This window comes from Pseudomonas sp. GL-R-19, from assembly GCF_019956375.1.
Taxonomy (GTDB): Bacteria; Pseudomonadota; Gammaproteobacteria; order Pseudomonadales; family Pseudomonadaceae; genus Aquipseudomonas.
Genome location: NZ_JAHBDJ010000031.1, coordinates 22,853 through 37,921, shown reverse-complemented (window position 1 = coordinate 37,921; position 15,069 = coordinate 22,853). Strand labels below are relative to the sequence as shown.

Here is a 15,069-nt window from a genome sequence, read left to right as displayed (position 1 = left end):
AGGCAGGCAAAACGGGCAGACAGCTCAGTGACCGAGCGTAATGACAGCTCTGCAGATTCGCGAAAAGTGGAGGTTTTGCTCAACAAAACAGCAAGCGCGCCAGCTTCACTCGATCTGTGTGGGCGGCTCTCTGTGGGCGGTGCGGGGTGTCAATACAAGCGCATTGACGATGCTGCGAGGCCCGATCAGGAGACGTCCTTATAATCGGGGGGAGATTGTATCTAAGAAACGCAGGGAAATGGTCGTGTTTAATGACTTTTATTAGGTGTTTGGTCAGGTCGTCATCAGATGCTGCGCACGTGAGCGTGGCTGTTGCTGTTGCGAAACGACGCGGGCGCCGGCCGGCAGCGGCTGATTCAGCCAGTTCAGACGGACTTCTTCGATTTCAACCCAGCCATCGCCCATGGGCTGGAGGCTGCACTGCTTGAAGGCCTGGCAGTGGCCATTGCGGTCGAGCAGGGCGAAGCAGCGATGCAGTGGGCGTGGCGCGAACAGAGAGATCAGATGGCGCATGGTGAAGTACCGTGTGGATGACTGCCGATAAGGTTGCCTTCAGGTCGTTACGTGCAAGTGTATGAGTGGTGACACCTGTGTGACAGGAACCGCATCCCTCAGGGGGTGTCAGAGATTTCATCAAACATTGTGAGGTGCTGGTTCCCCGCAGTGGCGCACCGCTATACTGCCGGCCTGTTTGTGCCTGATTCTGGAGAGAAGAGCATGTTGCAACGCCTGTTGTTCGGTTTGATCACTGTGACCAGCTTGACCCTGGTTGGCTGCGCCCACAGCCCGCAACAACTGAACCCGGAACCCAAGCTGACCGCCCAGTTGGCCCCGGTCGGCCATGGCCAGCCTGTCGTGGTACGTGTAGTGGACGGTCGTCCGTCACCGACGCTGGGCACCCGTGGTGGCCTTTACCCGGAGACCAGCGCGATCACCGTGCAGGGCGCGCAGATTTTGCCGAAGCTGCAAGCCCAGGCTGAAGCCGCCGTGCGTCTGTTGGGCTTTACCCCGACGAACAATGCCATGAATGCACCGCAATTGACCGTGACCCTGGCAGAGTTGAAGTACCAGTCGCCCAAGGAAGGCATGTACGTGACCGAAGCCACCATCGGCGCCACGTTCCGCTCCGATGTACAGAACGCCAACCGTCGCTACAGCGGCCGTTATGGTTCGTCCCTGGACCAGCGCTTCGGTATGGCGCCGAACCAGGAAACCAACACCAAGCTGGTCAGCGATGTGCTCAGTGATGCATTGACCCGCCTGTTCAAGGACCCGACCGTGGGTCAGATTCTCGGCGAGTAATGCGAGCCCCTGTAGGAGCGAGCCTGCTTGCGATGGTCGTTAACGATTACGCGGGGAATCTGATACCCCGCGGCGTCTTCAAGTCCATCGCGAGCAGGCTCGCTCCCACAGGGGGGGCGGGGGTGTCAGGCCGCTTGTGAGTAAAAATCCAGCACACTCACGCCCGTCAGCAAATCCATCTCCGGCAAATCCGCATGTTGATGCCCGCCCAGGGCGCAATACACCAGCCAATGGCGGTCTTGAACGTTGAAAGCGAGGCTGCCGACGAGGGCTTGCTGTTCGTCGCTGGGGGTGATGAGGTAAAGACGATCCTGGTTTTCGGCGTGGAGCATGACGTAGTCCGTGTCGGTTTCGAGGCGCGCATGGTCGCCGATACAGATGACGAAGCCGTGACGCAGGACAGCCATTGATCAATTGCTTTGTTATTTGTCGGAAACAGAGGGCAGGCGGGCAGGCTTTCGGTAGAATTCGCGCCGCGGTCGCCGGTCCGGCACCTGCCACCTGTTTGACTTGAGGTTTGTGATGTCGCTGCACTTGATGACGCTGTTTACCGCCCATCCCGCCAAATTGATCAATCTGCTGGCCTTGCTCTTTGCCTTCCCGGGCGGCTGGCTGCTGCACGCCACCCGTCGTCGTGAAATGCGCGCGATGGCCAGCCTTCAGTCACAGCGCCAGAGCAGCCCCAACGTAGAGCCCACGCTGGACTGGGCGACCTTGCGCAAGAACCGGTTTTTCTACATCTTCGGTTTTGCCTGCATGGGGATGGCGCTGCTGGTTTCCTGGATCAGCACTCAGGTCTGAGCCTTTTCAAAGTAAAAGATCTTGATCTAAAAAGAACGGCGCCCGAAGGCGCCGTTCTCGTATCCAGTCGAAACCGCTTACAGCGGCAACCCGGCCTTCACCCGGTACTGATTGCGTACCGGCGTCGCATATTGCAGCACCAGGAACGGACGATGCTCTTCAGGGCAGGCGTCCAGGCGGCGTTGCCATTCTTCCTGGGCCTTGGCCAATTCCTCGGCCGGGAACACTTCGGCGGCTTTTGGCACCTGCAACTGCGTATCGGCGTCTTTCCACTGTGCGTACGCCAGGTAGTGCACCGGGAACAAGCGATAGCCGCTGAGGATTTGCCTGTCCATCTCGACCGCCAACTGCTTGGTGTCTTCGAACCGTTCGGTGATCGGTGCGGCAAAGTTCACATGCACCCGACCCTTGTAGCCGGTGATGCCCTTGGCGATGCTTACGTCGTCCTCGCCGGGCACCTTGGTGTAGCTGCCGCTGGTGGCGCGGATGTAAAGCTCGCGGGCTTTGGCCTGATCGCACGGGTCGTATTCGTAGCTGATCGACACCGGGGTCAGGTTCAGCGACTGGATGACCTCGCCGAACGGCTCGTCCTTGCGGCTCATGTGGAACATCTTGAGGATCGCCGACTCGGTACGGTCGTCACCGTCCTTGGCGCGACCCTCGGCCTGGGCAATCCAGATCGAGGCGCAATCGTTGCGGATCGAATGGTTGATGTACGCCGACAGCAATTGATAGGCCGCCATTTTCTCCCGGCGTCCGCTGATCGAACGGTGCACGATGAAGCTCTTGTTCAGGCGCATCAGGTCGCTGACGAAAGGCTTTTGCAACAGGTTGTCGCCAATGGCGATGCGCGGGGTCGGCAGGCCGGCGTGGTATACGGCATAGTTGACGAAGGCCGGATCCATCACGATATCGCGGTGGTTGGCGATAAACAGGTAGGCATTGCCGGACTTGAATTGCTCCACCCCGGTATAAGTGACACCGTCGGTGGCGCGCTCGATGGTGTGGTCGACGTAAACCTCGACTTTGTCCTGTAACGTGGCCACGGAGGTAATGCCGGCAAACTCACGGCGCAACCGATGGGCTATAAGAGGTTTGAGTGCCCAGCCTAAAGCGCCGGCGAAACGCGGGAAGCGGAAGTGGGTGAGGATATCTAGAAACGCCTTGTCGCCGAGCAGCCGTGCCAGCACTGCCGGGACTTCACTGTCGTCGTAAGGTCGGATGGCATCGAATTCGCCCATCATGCTCTCTTGTTGGAAACGGCTAGGGTAAGTAAAGGTTCTGATCGAAAACCGGCGGGGCACGGTCTGAAAAAGTAGCCAGACAAAAATAGCCCTGCAAATAGACCGGCGATTATACGCACAAGTCACCTGGGAGACCGCGATGCTGGAAACTGCGCAATATGAATGTCCGTATTGTGGTGAAGAAGTCGAGACCACCGTGGATCTGTCCGGCGGGGATCAGACGTATATTGAAGACTGTCAGGTGTGCTGCCGGCCGATAACCTTCGTGCTGCAGGTTCATGAAGAGGAATGGCATCTCGAAGTGTTCAGTGAAAACGAGTGAGGGGCATGTATGCAGCGCATCTATGATCCGGAGAACCTGATGGAAGGCGAGTTGCTGCAAGGCATGCTCGCCAGCGAGGGTATCGAGGCGCATCTGGTGGGCCGGGATTTGCTCGGGGGCAGCGGGGAGTTGCCGATCTATGGCTTGCTCGGGCTGTCGGTCGAGAACGATCAGGCTGCATACGCCCGCGAGCTGATCACCGCGTACAATGCCGCGCTGCCGCTGTCCGGCGATGAACCGGAGAGCTTTCCCGGCACGCTGGTCTGTTAGGCTGGCGTTCGTTTGATCAAGAGCCGTGTTGCCCCATGTGTGGACGTTATGCCCTGTTTCGCTGGAATCCCGCCTTCGCGGCGCTGCCCGGTTTTCCCGCCGACCAGCAGGCGCAGTGGAACATTTCCCCCAATGATTCGGTGTTGATGCTGCGGGCCGGGCCTGACGGCCAGCGCACGCTGGCCCGTGCCCGCTGGGGCCTGACGCCGCCCTGGCTGACCGATCTGTCCCGCACCCCGGCCCACGCCCGCGCCGAAACCGTGGCCGAACAGCCAATGTTTCGCCAGGCCTTGCGCGAGCGCCGCTGCCTGTTGCCGGCCAATGGTTTCTACGAATGGCGCGGCACGACGCGCAAGCGCCCGTACTGGCTGACGCCGGGAGAGGGCTCGTCATTATTTTTTGCGGCGATCTGGGAGGCGTATCCGGTGCAAGAGCAGGTTTGGCTGAGTACCGCCGTGATTACCCAGCCGGCGGCGAGCCAGCGGCGGCCGTTGATTCTGGATGAGGCGGGGCAGGCTGCGTGGCTGGACCCCGAGACGCCATTGCATGTTTTGCAAGGATTGCTGGCCAGTGAGCCCGCTGCGTTGCGCGAGCGGGTATTGGCCAACATGGTCAATGATCCGAAGCTCAATGGTCCGGAGTGTCTCACTCCGGGTTGAGAGCTGTTATCGAAAAGATCGCCGGAGCGCGGACCGATCTTTTGATCTTGCTCTTAAACCCTGAACTGATTGATCAACCGCTGCTGCTCGGCCAATCTGGTCAAATCCGCACTGGCCGCGCTCGACTCATCCGCACCGCCGGCCACTTCATTGGCCACCTGGTCGATCTCGGCGATCTGCTTGGGTGGGTATGAGCGCGGCAGTTGAAAGGACTGTTCTTACGTGCCGGATGTCGTAATTGAATCAATACGCGATGTAATCGGCTGCGGGTTTTCGCCGTATGTGAATTTTTTCTACGGCGATGAGAGCTTTGTCCGAATTGTGCGTCTTACGTCCGTTGTATCTAGCATCGTTACATTTCCACGCCTAGGATACGCGGCATGTTTTCAGGGAATTTTTTGATGAACAAGATTTTGGTTGTCAGTGCACTGGGCGCAGCGCTGCTGCTCACCGGTTGTCAGTCGGTCAATACCACCAGCGGCGGTGCCGTGGGCGTTGAGCGCAAGCAGTACATGTTCAGCATGTTGTCCTCGCAAGAGGTCGACCAGATGTACGCCCAGTCCTATCAGAAGACAGTGGGCGAAGCGTCCGGCAAAGGTGTGCTGGACAAGACCAGCAATGAAGCCCGGCGGGTTCAGGCGATTGCCGACCGGCTGATTGCCCAGGCGCCGACGTTTCGTCCGGACGCGGCTCAGTGGAAGTGGGAAGTCAACCTGATCAAGAGCGATGAGCTCAACGCCAACTGCGGCCCTGGCGGCAAAATCATCTTTTACACCGGCCTGATCGACAAGCTGAAACTGACCGACGATGAAATCGCCGCGATCATGGGCCATGAAATCGCCCACGCCCTGCGTGAGCACGGTCGTGAAGCGATGTCCAAGGCTTATGGCATCGAAATGGCCAAGCAGGGCGCCGGTGCTTTGTTGGGATTGGGGCAGGACACCATGGCCCTGGCTGATACCGTGGCCAACTACGGCATGACCTTGCCCAACAGTCGCGCCAATGAAAACGAAGCGGACCTGATCGGTCTGGAACTGGCGGCCCGCGCCGGCTACAACCCGAATGCCGCGATCACCCTGTGGAATAAAATGAGCAAGGTTTCGGAAGGTGCGCCACCGGAGTTCATGAGCACTCACCCGGCGTCGTCGAGTCGTATTGCGGCGCTGCAGGCGGCGATTCCGAAGGTCATGCCTTTGTATGAGCAGGCCAAGAAGTCTTGATAGTCATGTGGTGAGGCTGCTGGCCTCTTCGCGAGCAGGCTCGCTCCCACAGTGATTGATGTCGCACACAAACTTTGTGCTCAACAGATAACCCTGTGGGAGCGAGCCTGCTCCGGGCGGCGTTCCGACGATGAACGATAACGCGGTCTATCGACGCTATCGCGTCAAACCCACCCGCTGCTCTGCATCGCCTTGTACACCGCGACAATCGCCAGGACGAAGAACGCCGACGCCGCCAGTCGACGGATCAGGGTCAATGGCAACTTGTCCGCGGCAAAGTTACCCGCCAGAACCACCGGTACGTTGGCAATCAACATACCGAGGGTGGTGCCGATGATCACCAGCCACAACTCCGGATATTGCGCAGCCAGCATCACGGTCGCGATCTGCGTCTTGTCGCCGATTTCTGCCAGGAAGAACGCGATCAGCGTGGTCAGGAACGGCCCGAACTTGCGGGCGGTGCTGGCTTCGTCGTCATCCATCTTGTCCGGCACCAGGGTCCACAAGGCCGTCGCGGCGAAGCTCGCGGCGAGGATCCAGTGCAGCATCGTATCCGAGAAGAAACTGCCGACCCAGGCGCCTATCGCACCGGCTGCAGCGTGGTTGGCCAGGGTCGCGGCGACGATACCGGCGATGATCGGCCAAGGCTTGCGGAAACGGGCAGCGAGGATGAGCGCGAGCAGTTGAGTCTTGTCGCCGATTTCGGCCAAGGCAACGATTGCGGTAGGTACGAGTAGTGAATCCAGCATCAGGGGTTTTCCTAAGGGGCGGGTCGACACGGCTATGACACGTACAGCCTTCCCGCCCCGGGTAAGGTGTTCGTGTCATAGGTCTTGTCAAACCCTGCGATCCATCTGATGTGGATGCTTGGGTCGCATGCGCCATGGTCTTTTGACCAAGTATGTTGACGCATGCCGGACGAGCGTGGCGCTCGTGGGAGACTACTCCCCTAGGACGGAGCGGATTCTGCCTTTGCAAAACCCATTCGGCAAGCCTTCTTTTTCAAAAGAAGTACTATCCGCGTTTGGCCCGGTAGATTCGGAAACCCTGTCCTTCGGCCTTGATCGCACATACACCCAGATGCTCTTCGATCAGCGGTTGATACTTCAGGAAGCTATTCGCAACCAAGCGAAGTTCGCCACCGTTTTTCAGATGTTTGGCCGCTTTTCGCAGCAAGTTATCCGTTGCGAAATAGTCGGTGTGCACCCCGACATGGAACGGCGGATTGCTCAGGATCGCACTCAACCCCATGGGCGCGGCATCGATTCCGTCACCGGTAATCACCTCGGCTTCCAGACCATTGGCCGCCAGGGTCAGGCGACTGCTGGCGGCGGCAAAGGCATCCACATCCAGCAAAGTGACCTGGTTGTGTGGGTAACGACGTTTCACCGCCGCGCCCAAGACTCCTGCACCGCAACCGAAATCGAGCAAGTGACCGCTGGGCAGTTTGTCCAGATGTTCCAGCAGCAGCGCGCTGCCTCGATCCAGGCGACCATGGCTGAACACCCCCGGCAGGCTGATGACCTTCAGCGGGCCTTCGGCCAGTGGCAGTTCGTAGGTCTGCGCCAGGCTTTCCAGCGGTTTGGCTTCAGGTGCATTGGCCACGGTGACCAGCCAGAGCTGGCAGTGGCGCGCGCTGTCGAGCTTGCGTGGCTTGCCGAACGGGTTGAGTTGTTTGGCGGCACCTTCGATGCCGCTTTTTTTCTCGCCGACCAGATACAACTCACGGCCGGCCAGCCGCGAGGCGAGGGCGTTGAGGATGTAGTCGGTCAGGTCCTTGGCCTTGGGCAGAAACACCACGGCGGTATCGAACGCACGCTCGGGCGCATTCACGCCAAAATGGCTGCGCTCGGCGAAACGGGCGTCCAGCGCCGCTTGATCGCCGGCGTGCCAGCACCAGCCGTGAGCGTCGGGCAGACGGCCTAGCAAGTCGTCGGCGGGCAAACCGGCCAACAACACCGAACCCTGGAATAACTCGGCCTGACGAAGCAGTACTTCACTGCGCGGATCCATAACTGCTCCCTTGAAAAAAAGTGCCGCAGTTTATCAACTGACGACCCGCAGCGCCTTACCGCTGAAGTATCCCAGTGCGTTTTCGGTCACTTGGCCAACGATTCGCTGGCGCGCTTCGCGGCTGCCCCAGGCGTTGTGCGGGGTGACGATCAGGCGCGGAATATCGTGGGCCAGCAGCGGATTGCCGTTGACGGGAGGCTCGACGCTCAGCACGTCTGTGGCGGCGCCGCCCAGATGGCCGTTGCGCAAGGCGTCGGCCAGCGCCTGTTCGTCGATCAGACCACCGCGTGCGGTGTTGACCACAAATGCACCGGGCTTCATCGAGGCCAGTTCAGGGGCACCGATGAAGTGGCGGGTATATTCGTTGAGTGGGCAGTGCAAGGTCAGGGCATCGACCTGTGGCAACAGTTCATTCAGCGGCAAGCGGTCCGGCCGGGCGGGGCGCCCGGGAATTTGCCCCAGCAGAACGCGCATGCCGAAGGCTTCGGCCAGCCGTGCGACTGCGCCGCCCAATTCGCCGTGGCCCAATAGGCCAAGGGTTTTGCCTTCGAGTTCGACAATCGGGTAATCCAGCAAACAGAACTGTTTGGCCTGCTGCCAGCGACCTTCGCCGACGGCTTTTTGATAATCGGCCAGGCGTGTGGCCAGGTTGAGCAGCAGCATGATCGTGTGCTGCGCCACCGATGGCGTACCGTAGCCCTGGCAGTTGCACACGGTAATCCCGTGGGCGCGGGCGGCGGCGAGGTCGACATTGTTGGTGCCAGTGGCGGTGATCAGGATCAGCTTGAGATCAGGGCTGGCGGCCATGGCGGCGGCATCGATGACAATTTTGTTGCTAATGGCGACGGTGGCGCCCTTGAGGTGTTCGATGACCTGATCGGGCAGGGTCTGGGCGAACAGCTGCAAATCGCTGAAACAATTGCGCAACGGGTTGAGGTCAAGGTCGCCGAGGTCCAGGGACGGATGGTCGAGGAAAACGGCGCGGCGAGTGTTCGTCATCAACTGTACCTTTTGTGCAGTGAACTGAAGGCGTAATCTGCCGAGCCTACCAGATGGAATAAATAGTTACGCTTGGCCTGAAGGAGCCCCCATGTACTGGACAGAGTTCTTGACCGTTGCCCTGATTCACCTGCTGGCCGTGGCCAGCCCCGGCCCGGACTTTGCCGTGGTGGTGCGTGAGAGTGTTACCCACGGTCGCCGCGCGGGCACCTGGACCGCGCTGGGTGTGGGGACGGCGATTTTCCTGCACGTAGGTTATTCGTTGCTGGGTATCGGCCTGATCGTGTCCCAGTCGATAGTGCTGTTCAATGCCTTGAAATGGGCCGCCGCCGCTTACCTGCTGTACATCGGTTACAAGGCACTGCGCGCGCAACCGGCCAAGCCTGTGGCGGACGGTCTGCACAAGGAAGCCGGCGAGCGCACGGCCCGTGGTGCCTTCACCTCAGGTTTCGTCACCAACGGTCTCAATCCGAAAGCCACGCTGTTCTTCCTCTCGCTGTTCACCGTGGTGATCAACCCGCAAACACCACTGGCCGTACAGGCCGGTTACGGGGTTTACCTGGCAGCGGCGACAGCGGTCTGGTTCTGCCTGGTGGCGATGTTGTTCAGCCAGCAGCGCGTACGCGCCGGGTTTGCGCGCATGGGTCACTGGTTCGACCGGACCATGGGCGCGGTACTGATTGCGATTGGCGTGAAGCTGGCTTTTACCGAGATGCATTGATCAATCACACATCCCGTAGGAGCTGCCGCAGCCTGCGGCAGCTCCTACAGTTTCTGTCATGAAAGCCTACGAATGCTGGCGCAACGCTAGCATTTGCGCGGCTCTGCAAATCATTCCTTTGGCTGATTTGGCTGACGAACAAGGGCACTACAGTGCGTACTTTCAGTCACGACCGTGCAGTCAGAAAAAGGGATTCTTATGTTGCAGACTCGCGTTATCCCCCCGGCCGAAGGCGCTTACCAGTACCCGTTGTTGATCAAGCGGCTGCTGATGTCTGGTGCCCGTTATGAGAAAACCCGCGAGATCATCTACCGCGACAAGTTGCGCTACAGCTACCCGACCCTGATCGAACGGGTGGCCCGTCTGGCCAACGTGCTGACAGCGGCCGGGGTCAAGCCCGGGGATGCCGTGGGTGTGATGGACTGGGACAGCCATCGTTACCTGGAATGCATGTTCGCCATCCCGATGATCGGTGCGGTGATCCATACCATCAACGTGCGCCTGTCGCCGGAACAGATCCTCTACACCATGAACCACGCCGAGGACCGCTTCGTGCTGGTCAACAGCGAGTTCGTCGGTCTCTACAAGGCCATCGAAGGGCATCTGACGACGGTCGACAAAACCCTGTTGCTGACTGACCTGCCGGAAAAAACCGCGGACCTGCCGAACCTCGTCGGCGAATACGAACAACTGCTGGCCACGGCGAGCCCGCAGTACGACTTCGAGGATTTCGACGAAAACTCGGTCGCGACCACGTTCTATACAACCGGCACCACCGGTAACCCCAAGGGCGTGTACTTCACCCATCGGCAACTGGTGCTGCACACCATGGGCGTGTCGACCATCATGGGCGCGATCGATAGCGTGCGCCTGCTGGGCACCAACGACGTGTACATGCCGATCACCCCGATGTTCCACGTCCACGCCTGGGGCTTGCCGTATGTGGCGACCATGCTCGGGCTCAAGCAGGTGTATCCCGGCCGCTATGACCCGGAGTACCTGGTGGAATTGTGGCGCAAGGAGAAGGTCACGTTCTCCCATTGCGTGCCGACCATCCTGCAGATGGTCCTCAATGCCAAGGCTGCGCAGAATGTCGACTTCGGCGGCTGGAAAATCGTCATCGGCGGCAGCGCTCTGAACCGCACCTTGTATGAGGCGGCCAAGGCCAAGGGCATTCAGTTGACCGCCGCCTACGGTATGTCGGAAACCGGGCCGCTGGTGTCGTGCGCGCACCTCAACGACGAATTGATGGCCGGTACCGAAGACGAACGCACCACTTACCGGATCAAGGCCGGTGTGCCGGGGCCACTGGTGGAGGCGGCGATCGTCGACACCGAGGGCAACTTCCTGCCCGCCGACGGCGAGACTCAGGGTGAACTGGTGCTGCGTGCACCGTGGCTCACCGAGGGCTACTTCAATGAACCCCAGAAGGGCGCGGAGCTCTGGGCCGGCGGCTGGCTGCACACCGGCGACGTGGCGACCCTGGACAGCATGGGCGTGATCGACATTCGTGACCGGATCAAGGACGTGATCAAGACCGGTGGCGAGTGGATTTCCTCCCTGGACCTCGAAGACCTGATCAGCCGTCATGAAGCGGTACGTGAAGTAGCAGTGGTGGGGATCCCCGATCCGCAGTGGGGGGAGCGACCGTTTGCCCTGCTGGTGGTTCGTGAGGGGTACGTAATCGGAGCCCGGGAACTCAAGGAACACCTCAAACCGTTTGTGGAGCTGGGGCACCTGAGCAAGTGGGCGATTCCGAGCCAGATCGCCCTTGTTACTGAAATTCCCAAGACCAGCGTTGGCAAACTCGACAAGAAGCGTATTCGTGTCGACATCACCGAATGGCAGGCCACCAACAGTACCTTCCTCTCGACGCTTTAAGCGCCTCCCGGCGTGCCCGAAAGGGCACGCCAGCCCCACCAAGCAAGCGCTTGGCTTGTCAAATCGATTTTTTCAGCCATCCTTGCCGTGCCGACGGGTGTCGGACTGGCGAAAGGACTGTTCCAGAGTGGCTGGCAGCTGCAAATCACACTTTAGAGGGATCAAGCACAACTACCTGCTGGCTATAGTCCGTTCAAGGATTTTTAAGAACGGAGCAACCGCACGAACCGGGGCGATGCATCTTTGGAATGACTTTGGGACGCCATGGCTCCCGGTTATCCACAGCGTTTTTAGAAGTGCTCATTGCCATAAAAATAAAATGCACATGGAGTAGCGTCGATGACATCAGTAAACCAGTTCTGGCGCCGGGCGAAACTGCCCCTGGCTGTCAGTCTTGCCTCTACGCTCGCCGGGCCAGCATTCGGCGTCAGTTTCAACGTCGGTGAAATCGAAGGTCAGTTCGACTCATCCCTGTCGATTGGTGCCAGCTGGTCTACTCAGCAGCCGAACAAGAACCTCATCGGTGTCAACAACGGCGGCAAGGGTTTGTCCCAGACCTCTGATGACGGTCACCTGAACTTCAAGAGCGGGGAAACCTTCTCGAAGATCTTCAAGGGCATCCATGACCTTGAACTGAAATACGGCGATACCGGTGTTTTCGTCCGAGGCAAATACTGGTACGACTTTGAATTGAAGGACGAAAGCCGTCCGTTCAAGGACATCAGCGACGACGGTCGCAAGGAGGGCGCCAAGTCCGCAGGCACTCAACTCCTCGACGCCTTCGTCTACCACAACTACTCCATTGCCGATCAACCAGGTTCCGTGCGCCTGGGCAAGCAGGTCGTGAGCTGGGGTGAAAGTACCTTCATTGGCGGCGGCATCAACTCGATCAACCCGATCGACGTGTCGGCATTCCGCCGTCCGGGTGCCGAGATCAAGGAAGGCCTGATCCCGGTCAACATGTTCTATGTGTCCCAGAGCCTGACCGAAAACCTCTCGGCCGAAGCGTTCTATCAAATTGAATGGGATCAGACGGTCGTCGACAACTGCGGCACATTCTTCTCCCAGCCAGACATCGTTGCCGACGGCTGCAACGACAACCTGCGTGTGCTTAACAAGCGTTCGCAAATTCCGGCCATTGCCCTGGGGCCTTTGGCCGCCAATGGCGTCGACGTCAACGAAGAGGGTGTTCTTGTGCGTCGTGGCCCCGATCGTGATGCCCGCGACAGCGGCCAGTGGGGCGCGTCCTTCAAGTACATGTTCGACCCGCTGGACACCGAGTTCGGCGCCTACTTCATGAACTACCACAGCCGTGCGCCGATCTTCAGCGCTACCGGTGCGCCGCAGTCGGTCTTCAACACGGCCAGTGGGTTGCCCGGCCCGTTCGCGGCACTCGGGCCACTGCTGGTGGCAGGTAATTCGCAATACTTCATCGAATACCCCGAGGACATTCGCCTGTATGGCTTGAGCTTCTCCACCACCCTGCCTACCGGTACGGCGTGGAGCGGTGAGATCAGCTACCGTCCGAACGCGCCAGTGCAGCTCAACTCCACCGACATCCTGTTCTCCGGTATACGTCCTTTGGGCAATAACAACCCGAACAATCCGTTGACCAATGCATCGCTGCTTACCGGCGTACCGGGTCAGGACCTGCACGGGTATCGTCGCAAGGAAGTCACCCAGTTCCAGACTACCCTGACGCACTTCTTCGACCAGGTCATGGGCGCCAGCCGTCTGACCCTGGTGGGTGAAGTGGGCGTGACCCACGTTGGCGGCCTGGAAAGCACTTCCGACGTTCGTTATGGCCGCGATCCGGTCTACGGCCCGGGTGAGTTGCCAGCCTCTGGTGCGCTCGATACCTGCGTGGCGCTCAACACCAGCACCATCAACGGTGCGGGCCCGGGTACGCCGACCAACAACCGCAGCCGCAACTGCACCAACGAAGGCTTCACCACCCCGACTTCGTGGGGCTACCGCGGTCGTGCCATCTGGGAATACAACGACGTGTTTGCCGGTGTGAACCTCAAGCCGAACGTTGCCTGGTCCCATGACGTGAGCGGTTACTCCCCTGGCCCTGGCGGCAACTTCGAGGAAGGCCGCAAAGCGGTGAGCCTGGGTGTCGATGCCGAGTACCAGAACACCTACACCGCGAGCCTGGCGTACACCAATTTCTTCGACGGCAAGTACACCACCGTGGATGACCGCGACTTCGTTGCGCTCAGCGTCGGCGTGAACTTCTAAGCACTGCATTTTCTGGACGAACGCACATATGAAAATAACAAAGAGTCTGTTCCACGCCAGTGTTCTGGGTCTTTCGCTGCTGGCGACCAGTGTCATCGCAGCGGTTCCCCAGGCTGAGGCCGACAAGCTGGGCAAGAGCCTGACCCCGATGGGCGCCGAAATGGCGGGTAACGCCGACGGTTCGATCCCGGCCTGGAAACCGCTGCCGAAGAACGCCGGCACCGTCGACAGCAAAGGCTTCCTGTCCGATCCGTACCCGGGTGAAAAACCGCTGTTCACTATCACGGCGCAGAACGTCGACCAGTACAAGGCCAAGCTTGCCCCTGGCCAGTACGCGATGTTCAAGCGCTACCCGGAAACCTTCAAGATGCCGGTGTACCCGTCCCACCGCGGTGCCACCGTGCCGGATGATGTGTTCGCCGCTATCAAGCGCAACGCCACCAACACCAATCTGGTGTCCGGCGGCAACGGCCTGGAGAACTTTGAAACCGCCATTCCGTTCCCGATTCCGAAAAGCGGCGTTGAAGTCATCTGGAACCATATCACCCGCTATCGTGGTGGCAGCGTGACCCGTCTGGTGACCCAGGCCACACCGCAACCGAATGGCTCGTATAGCATGGTGTACTTCCAGGACCAGTTCGTGTTCCGCGACAAAATGAAGGATTACGACCCGAAAAACCCGGGCAATATCCTGTTCTACTTCAAGCAGAAAGTGACCGCGCCGGCACGTCTGGCCGGTGGTGTACTGCTGGTGCACGAAACCCTCGACCAGGTGAAGGAACCGCGTTCGGCGTGGGTCTACAACGCCGGTCAGCGTCGTGTGCGTCGTGCCCCGCAAGTGTCGTATGACGGTCCGGGTACGGCTGCCGATGGCCTGCGTACTTCCGATAACCTGGACATGTACAACGGTGCACCGGATCGTTACGACTGGAAGCTCGAAGGCAAGAAAGAGATGTACATCGCCTCCGACAGCTACAAACTCGACTCGCCAACGCTCAAGTACGACGACATCATCAAGGCCGGTCATATCAACCAGGACCTGGCGCGTTACGAGTTGCGTCGTGTGTGGCATGTGGTTGCAACCCTGAAGGAAGGCCAGCGTCACATCTACGCCAAGCGGGACTTCTACATCGACGAAGACACCTGGCAAGCAGCGGTCATCGATCACTACGACGGTCGCGGTCAACTGTGGCGCGTCGCCGAGGCCCATGCCGAGAACTACTACGACAAGCAAGTGCCGTGGTATGCCCTCGAAGCCCTGTATGACCTGCAATCGGGTCGTTACCTGGCGCTGGGCATGAAGAACGAAGAGAAGTCGGCCTATGACTTCGGCTTCACTGCCACCACCAGCGACTTCACCCCGGCCGCCTTGCGCCAGGACGGTGTTCGCTAAGGT

General features: G+C 59.7%; 16 protein-coding genes, 1 pseudogene and 1 riboswitch. Of the genes and pseudogenes, 10 read left to right on the top strand and 7 right to left on the bottom strand.

What is annotated here, in order from left to right; translation table 11 throughout:
* Positions 1-273 precede the first annotated feature (273 nt).
* Positions 274-513, bottom strand: coding sequence for a hypothetical protein (locus tag KGA83_RS16835; protein ID WP_108214882.1), 240 nt, complete (start codon positions 511-513; stop codon positions 274-276).
* A gap of 204 nt (positions 514-717) precedes the next feature.
* Between KGA83_RS16835 and KGA83_RS16830 the strand changes: the two genes are divergently transcribed.
* Positions 718-1,302 (top strand): YajG family lipoprotein, encoded by a 585-nt coding sequence (locus tag KGA83_RS16830; RefSeq protein ID WP_108214883.1) that lies wholly within the window; start codon positions 718-720, stop codon positions 1,300-1,302.
* Positions 1,303-1,427: 125 nt separating this feature from the next.
* On the opposite strand, the gene KGA83_RS16825 is transcribed toward KGA83_RS16830, so the two are convergent.
* Positions 1,428-1,634 (bottom strand): hypothetical protein, encoded by a 207-nt coding sequence (locus KGA83_RS16825; protein ID WP_108215461.1) that lies wholly within the window; start codon positions 1,632-1,634, stop codon positions 1,428-1,430.
* A gap of 190 nt (positions 1,635-1,824) precedes the next feature.
* On the opposite strand from KGA83_RS16825, the gene KGA83_RS16820 reads away from it, so the two are divergent.
* Complete coding sequence (locus KGA83_RS16820; protein ID WP_108214884.1) at positions 1,825-2,103, top strand: hypothetical protein; 279 nt, start codon at positions 1,825-1,827, stop codon at positions 2,101-2,103.
* Positions 2,104-2,180: 77 nt separating this feature from the next.
* Here KGA83_RS16820 and KGA83_RS16815 read toward each other — a convergent pair whose 3' ends face one another.
* On the bottom strand, positions 2,181-3,347 hold the full coding sequence (locus KGA83_RS16815) for a 1-acyl-sn-glycerol-3-phosphate acyltransferase (protein ID WP_108214885.1): 1,167 nt from the start codon (positions 3,345-3,347) through the stop codon (positions 2,181-2,183).
* Between the two features lie 139 nt (positions 3,348-3,486).
* Here KGA83_RS16815 and KGA83_RS16810 point away from each other — a divergent pair, with 139 nt between their 5' ends.
* Genes KGA83_RS16810 through KGA83_RS16800 form a run of 3 tightly spaced genes read left to right on the top strand, consistent with a single transcriptional unit; the run spans position 3,487 to position 4,598 of the window.
* A complete protein-coding gene (locus KGA83_RS16810) occupies positions 3,487-3,669 on the top strand; it encodes a CPXCG motif-containing cysteine-rich protein (RefSeq protein WP_108214886.1) in 183 nt (60 codons plus the stop codon).
* 9 nt (positions 3,670-3,678) lie between these two features.
* Positions 3,679-3,939, top strand: coding sequence for a putative signal transducing protein (locus KGA83_RS16805; RefSeq protein ID WP_108214887.1), 261 nt, complete (start codon positions 3,679-3,681; stop codon positions 3,937-3,939).
* A gap of 35 nt (positions 3,940-3,974) precedes the next feature.
* On the top strand, positions 3,975-4,598 hold the full coding sequence (locus KGA83_RS16800) for an SOS response-associated peptidase (RefSeq protein WP_108214888.1): 624 nt from the start codon (positions 3,975-3,977) through the stop codon (positions 4,596-4,598).
* A 53-nt stretch (positions 4,599-4,651) separates the two neighbouring features.
* On the opposite strand, the pseudogene KGA83_RS16795 reads toward KGA83_RS16800, so the two are convergent.
* Positions 4,652-4,771, bottom strand: a pseudogene (locus tag KGA83_RS16795) (hypothetical protein); the annotation flags it as partial.
* Between the two features lie 228 nt (positions 4,772-4,999).
* On the opposite strand from KGA83_RS16795, the gene KGA83_RS16790 reads away from it, so the two are divergent.
* Positions 5,000-5,818 carry a M48 family metallopeptidase gene (locus KGA83_RS16790; RefSeq protein WP_108214889.1) on the top strand — a complete coding sequence of 273 codons (819 nt, stop codon included), beginning with the start codon at positions 5,000-5,002 and terminating at the stop codon, positions 5,816-5,818.
* 164 nt (positions 5,819-5,982) lie between these two features.
* Here KGA83_RS16790 and KGA83_RS16785 read toward each other — a convergent pair whose 3' ends face one another.
* The 3 genes from KGA83_RS16785 to KGA83_RS16775 all read right to left on the bottom strand — a co-directional run bounded on the left by KGA83_RS16785 (position 5,983) and on the right by KGA83_RS16775 (position 8,830).
* Positions 5,983-6,567, bottom strand: coding sequence for a TMEM165/GDT1 family protein (locus KGA83_RS16785; RefSeq protein ID WP_108214890.1), 585 nt, complete (start codon positions 6,565-6,567; stop codon positions 5,983-5,985).
* A gap of 90 nt (positions 6,568-6,657) precedes the next feature.
* A riboswitch (yybP-ykoY riboswitch) is annotated at positions 6,658-6,780 on the bottom strand.
* Between the two features lie 52 nt (positions 6,781-6,832).
* The gene (locus KGA83_RS16780; protein ID WP_223530260.1) at positions 6,833-7,831 is read right to left on the bottom strand and encodes a class I SAM-dependent methyltransferase; all 999 of its coding nucleotides are present in this window, start codon (positions 7,829-7,831) and stop codon (positions 6,833-6,835) included.
* 33 nt (positions 7,832-7,864) lie between these two features.
* On the bottom strand, positions 7,865-8,830 hold the full coding sequence (locus KGA83_RS16775) for a 2-hydroxyacid dehydrogenase (RefSeq protein ID WP_223530259.1): 966 nt from the start codon (positions 8,828-8,830) through the stop codon (positions 7,865-7,867).
* A gap of 91 nt (positions 8,831-8,921) precedes the next feature.
* Here KGA83_RS16775 and KGA83_RS16770 point away from each other — a divergent pair, with 91 nt between their 5' ends.
* The 4 genes from KGA83_RS16770 (at position 8,922) to KGA83_RS16755 (ending at position 15,066) form a co-directional block, all read left to right on the top strand.
* Positions 8,922-9,551: a LysE family translocator gene (locus KGA83_RS16770; protein ID WP_108214893.1), complete on the top strand. Its 630-nt coding sequence runs from the start codon at positions 8,922-8,924 to the stop codon at positions 9,549-9,551.
* Positions 9,552-9,749: 198 nt separating this feature from the next.
* Positions 9,750-11,432, top strand: a complete 1,683-nt coding sequence (locus KGA83_RS16765) for a fatty acid--CoA ligase (RefSeq protein ID WP_108214894.1) — start codon at positions 9,750-9,752, stop codon at positions 11,430-11,432.
* A 339-nt stretch (positions 11,433-11,771) separates the two neighbouring features.
* On the top strand, positions 11,772-13,673 hold the full coding sequence (locus tag KGA83_RS16760; RefSeq protein WP_108214895.1) for a DUF1302 domain-containing protein: 1,902 nt from the start codon (positions 11,772-11,774) through the stop codon (positions 13,671-13,673).
* Between the two features lie 28 nt (positions 13,674-13,701).
* On the top strand, positions 13,702-15,066 hold the full coding sequence (locus KGA83_RS16755; protein WP_108214896.1) for a DUF1329 domain-containing protein: 1,365 nt from the start codon (positions 13,702-13,704) through the stop codon (positions 15,064-15,066).
* Positions 15,067-15,069 lie beyond the last annotated feature (3 nt).

Coding starts and splice junctions, on each gene's coding strand:
- KGA83_RS16765 (WP_108214894.1), top strand. CDS start 9,750: ATGTTGCAGACTCGCGTTATCCCCCCGGCCGAAGGCGCTTACCAGTAC.
- KGA83_RS16790 (WP_108214889.1), top strand. CDS start 5,000: ATGAACAAGATTTTGGTTGTCAGTGCACTGGGCGCAGCGCTGCTGCTC.
- KGA83_RS16785 (WP_108214890.1), bottom strand. CDS start 6,567: ATGCTGGATTCACTACTCGTACCTACCGCAATCGTTGCCTTGGCCGAA.
- KGA83_RS16780 (WP_223530260.1), bottom strand. CDS start 7,831: ATGGATCCGCGCAGTGAAGTACTGCTTCGTCAGGCCGAGTTATTCCAG.
- KGA83_RS16760 (WP_108214895.1), top strand. CDS start 11,772: ATGACATCAGTAAACCAGTTCTGGCGCCGGGCGAAACTGCCCCTGGCT.
- KGA83_RS16800 (WP_108214888.1), top strand. CDS start 3,975: ATGTGTGGACGTTATGCCCTGTTTCGCTGGAATCCCGCCTTCGCGGCG.
- KGA83_RS16770 (WP_108214893.1), top strand. CDS start 8,922: ATGTACTGGACAGAGTTCTTGACCGTTGCCCTGATTCACCTGCTGGCC.
- KGA83_RS16755 (WP_108214896.1), top strand. CDS start 13,702: ATGAAAATAACAAAGAGTCTGTTCCACGCCAGTGTTCTGGGTCTTTCG.
- KGA83_RS16830 (WP_108214883.1), top strand. CDS start 718: ATGTTGCAACGCCTGTTGTTCGGTTTGATCACTGTGACCAGCTTGACC.
- KGA83_RS16775 (WP_223530259.1), bottom strand. CDS start 8,830: ATGACGAACACTCGCCGCGCCGTTTTCCTCGACCATCCGTCCCTGGAC.
- KGA83_RS16825 (WP_108215461.1), bottom strand. CDS start 1,634: ATGCTCCACGCCGAAAACCAGGATCGTCTTTACCTCATCACCCCCAGC.
- KGA83_RS16810 (WP_108214886.1), top strand. CDS start 3,487: ATGCTGGAAACTGCGCAATATGAATGTCCGTATTGTGGTGAAGAAGTC.
- KGA83_RS16805 (WP_108214887.1), top strand. CDS start 3,679: ATGCAGCGCATCTATGATCCGGAGAACCTGATGGAAGGCGAGTTGCTG.
- KGA83_RS16835 (WP_108214882.1), bottom strand. CDS start 513: ATGCGCCATCTGATCTCTCTGTTCGCGCCACGCCCACTGCATCGCTGC.
- KGA83_RS16820 (WP_108214884.1), top strand. CDS start 1,825: ATGTCGCTGCACTTGATGACGCTGTTTACCGCCCATCCCGCCAAATTG.
- KGA83_RS16815 (WP_108214885.1), bottom strand. CDS start 3,347: ATGATGGGCGAATTCGATGCCATCCGACCTTACGACGACAGTGAAGTC.